Annotated in this window: 4 protein-coding genes; 2 read left to right on the plus strand and 2 right to left on the minus strand. The window is 70.8% G+C overall.

The window, feature by feature from the left end; translation table 11 throughout:
• Both K9U41_RS22330 and K9U41_RS22335 read left to right on the plus strand, forming a co-directional pair.
• Window positions 1-957, plus strand: a 957-nt coding sequence (locus tag K9U41_RS22330) for a hypothetical protein (RefSeq protein ID WP_282643037.1), incomplete at its 5' end; no start/stop codon positions are given.
• Complete coding sequence (locus tag K9U41_RS22335) at window positions 954-1,862, plus strand: hypothetical protein (RefSeq protein WP_282643038.1); 909 nt, start codon at window positions 954-956, stop codon at window positions 1,860-1,862. The genes K9U41_RS22330 and K9U41_RS22335, both read left to right, overlap by 4 nt.
• A gap of 105 nt (window positions 1,863-1,967) precedes the next feature.
• On the opposite strand, the gene rplS is transcribed toward K9U41_RS22335, so the two are convergent.
• Together rplS and trmD are read right to left on the minus strand one after the other, a co-directional pair.
• Window positions 1,968-2,390 carry a 50S ribosomal protein L19 gene (gene rplS, locus K9U41_RS22340; RefSeq protein ID WP_012114530.1) on the minus strand — a complete coding sequence of 141 codons (423 nt, stop codon included), beginning with the start codon at window positions 2,388-2,390 and terminating at the stop codon, window positions 1,968-1,970.
• A 107-nt stretch (window positions 2,391-2,497) separates the two neighbouring features.
• Window positions 2,498-3,226, minus strand: a complete 729-nt coding sequence (gene trmD, locus K9U41_RS22345; RefSeq protein ID WP_282643039.1) for a tRNA (guanosine(37)-N1)-methyltransferase TrmD — start codon at window positions 3,224-3,226, stop codon at window positions 2,498-2,500.
• Window positions 3,227-3,247: the final 21 nt, after the last annotated feature.

Genomic DNA, 3,247 nt, shown 5'->3' on the forward strand with positions numbered 1-3,247 from the left:
CACGGCGCCCTCCCAGCCCTGAGCCACCCCATGCGCGATCTCGCCGATTATTCGCTGAAGGACTGGCTCAGCGCCGCCCCGCTGGCCCATCGCCTGCGGCGCGCGCGCAACCGGCTGGTGGACCGCATCTATGCCCGCCGGCAGGCGGATGGGCAGGCGGCGCTGGTGGCGCGGCTGAAGGGCGAGCGCGCCCCCGCCATGGCCTTCACCGTCGCCTTCAACATGCCGGAGGCCATTGCCCTTCTCGCCGACGCCATGGCCCGCTTTCTCCCCGATACGCCGCTGGTGGTGTGCGACAATTCCACCGATCCCGCCGCCCGCGCCGCCATCGCCGCTTTGTGCGCGGAGCGGGGTCTGGCCTATTGCCCGCTGCCGCCCTCGCCCTATCGCGGCGGGCGCAACGGCTCGCGCTCCCATGCGGTGGCGCTGAACTGGATCTGGGCCAATCTGGTGCGCAAGGTGGCGCCGCCCGTGGTGGCCCTGCTCGACCATGACCTGATCCCGCTTCAGGCCGACGACCTGCCGGCCCGCGTCGCCGCCCAGCCCTGCTATGGCATGGCGCGCCATGGCGAGGGCAATGGGGCCTGGTATCTGTGGCCGGGCTTCAGCCTGTTCAATTACAAGGCGGTGCAGGGCCTGCCGCTGGACTTCGGCACCGACACCCCGCTCACCCTTGACACCGGTGGGCAGAACTGGAACGTCCTCTACCGCCGTCTCGACCGGGACGCCCTGGCGTTTGCCGAAACCCGCACCGTGTTCGTCGCCGATCCCGGCACGGAGGCGGGGGAGGATCACCTGCTGGTGGATGGATGGCTGCACGCCGGCGGCGCCGGCCACGGCACGCGCGGACGGGCCTTCGACACGGTGGCGCGCGCCTTCGCGGCGGACCCGGACGGCCTTCTGGCCCGACTGCGCGCGGGCGCGGACGCCACCACCGCATCGGGAGCAACCTCATGAGCGGGTCGCAAGGGCACAAGCGGGCCGGCCTGTCCGGCATGGTGGCCGCGCTGCCGGGCCTGCACTGGCTCAACCACGCGCGCTACGCGGTGATGGACCGCCTTTATCGCGGCCGTCCGGCCGAAGGGCAGGCCGAGGTGGTGGAGGCGCTCCGCCGCCGCCGCGACGGCACCCTCGCCTTGACCATCGCCTACAACGTGCCGGAGGCGGTGGCGCTGCTGGCGGATTCCATGGCGCGCTTTGCCCCCGGCACGCCGCTGCTCGTCTGCGACAATTCCACGGAGCCGCAGGCGCGGCGGGAGCTTGCCGCCATCGCGGCGCAGAAGGGGCTTTACTACCTCGCCCTGCCGCCGGCGCCGTTCGTGCGGGTGCGCACGGCGCGGTCCCACGCCGCCGCCGCCAACTGGGTGTTCCACAACGTGCTGCGCAAGGTGCGGCCGCGCGTGTTCGCCATGCTCGACCACGACCTGGTGCTGCTGAAGCCCACCGACCTTGCCACACTGGTGGCGCGCCAGAAGGTCTACGGGTTGCAGCGCTGGAGCAGCCGGGTGAAGGCCTGGTATTTGTGGCCGGGCTTTTCCATCTACGACGGCAGCCTGGTGGCCAAGCCGCTGGATTTCGGCCCCGACCGGCTATTGGGCACCGACACCGGCGGGCGCAACTGGCACGTGCTGTTCCGCAAGCTCGATGTGGCGGGCTTTGCCTGGCCCCACGCGCGCTCGGTGCGGGTGCCTTCGCCGGATGGGAGCTGGAGCGAGCCGAAGATGCTGCTGGATGCCTGGCTGCATGTGGGCGGCGCCAGCTATCGCGGCGGCGAGACCGCGCTGGCCGAGATCCGCCGCGCCTTCGATGCCGACCCGGACGGCCTGTTCGCCCGCCTGCGCGACGACGCGCCGGCGGAGTGACACCAGGCGCCGGGCGGGCTCGAAACGAAAAAACGCCCCCGGGTGGTCCCGGAGGCGTTGAATACGCGGGGCTTCAGGCGGCGGATGCCGGCCTTCAGGCTGTGCTCACTCGGCGGCGGTGGGAGCGGGGGCAGACTTGCCGCCCTTCTTGATCTTGCCGTCGGCGGTGCGGTCCTGGCGCTCGGCGATACGGGCCGACTTGCCGCGGCGATCGCGCAGGTAATAGAGCTTGGCGCGGCGCACCTTGCCGCGGCGGACCACCTTGATGGAATCGATCAGCGGCGCATAGACCGGGAACACGCGCTCCACGCCCTCGCCGTAGGAAATCTTGCGGACCGTGAAGCTCTCGTTGAGGCCGCCGCCGGACCGCGCGATGCACACGCCTTCATAGGCCTGCACGCGCGAGCGCTCGCCTTCGACCACCTTCACGTTCACGATAATGGTATCGCCGGGCTGGAAGTCCGGGATGGCACGCTTTTCGGCGAGTTTCGCCGCCTGCTCGGCTTCGAGCGTCTGGATGATGTTCATGTCGCCAACCTTTTTGCAGCCACCGGTTCGGCAAAACGCCCCGGTGCCGCATTGTGTCGTTTTAAGTTAAGGGGACGCGGGCTCCATAGCCGAGAAAAGGGGCCGTGTCATTCCCTTTCCTTCATGGTCCCGTCATGCGGGGGCAGGGAAGCGAGAAGGTCCGGCCGCCGCGCGCGGGTGACGGCGAGGGATTGCGCGTGGCGCCAGCGGGCGATGCGGGCGTGATCGCCGCAGGTCAGCACCTCCGGAATGGGCTCGCCCTCGAACAGCTGCGGGCGGGTGTATTGGGGATATTCCAGCAGGCCGGCGGAAAAACTCTCCTCGGTGCCGCTCTCCGCCTTGCCCATGACGCCGGGAATGAGCCGCACGCAGGCATCCAGCAGCAGCAGCGCCGCCGCCTCGCCGCCGGACAGCACCACGTCGCCGACGCAGATTTCCTCAAGGTTGCGGGCCGCGACGATGCGCTCGTCCACCCCCTCGAACCGCCCGCACAGGATCACCGCGCCGGGACCTTCCGCCAGGGCGCGCACCCGCGCCTGGGTCAGCGGTGCGCCGCGCGGGGTCATGAGCAAGCGCGGGCGGGGATCGCCGGGCGGGGCGACTGCATCGATGGCGCGGGCCAGCACATCGGCGCGCATGACCATGCCGGGCCCGCCGCCGGCGGGGGTGTCGTCCACGGAGCGGTGCTTGTCGAGGGCGAAGTCGCGGATCTGCACTGCCTCCAGCGCCCACAGCGCCTTCTCCAGCGCCCGGCCGGCGAGGGCATGGCCGAGGGGGCCGGGAAACATCTCCGGATAAAGGGTGAGGATGCTGGCGCGGAAGGTCGGGGACGTCATGGCGCCGTGATGGGGGAGGGG

Source organism: Xanthobacter autotrophicus, assembly GCF_029991245.1.
In the GTDB taxonomy this organism is placed as follows: Bacteria; Pseudomonadota; Alphaproteobacteria; order Rhizobiales; family Xanthobacteraceae; genus Xanthobacter; species Xanthobacter autotrophicus_C.

Excerpts from the sequence above, each read along its gene's own strand:
- K9U41_RS22335 (WP_282643038.1), top strand. The coding sequence starts at position 954 with ATGAGCGGGTCGCAAGGGCACAAGCGGGCCGGCCTGTCCGGCATGGTG.
- trmD (WP_282643039.1), bottom strand. The coding sequence starts at position 3,226 with ATGACGTCCCCGACCTTCCGCGCCAGCATCCTCACCCTTTATCCGGAG.
- rplS (WP_012114530.1), bottom strand. The coding sequence starts at position 2,390 with ATGAACATCATCCAGACGCTCGAAGCCGAGCAGGCGGCGAAACTCGCC.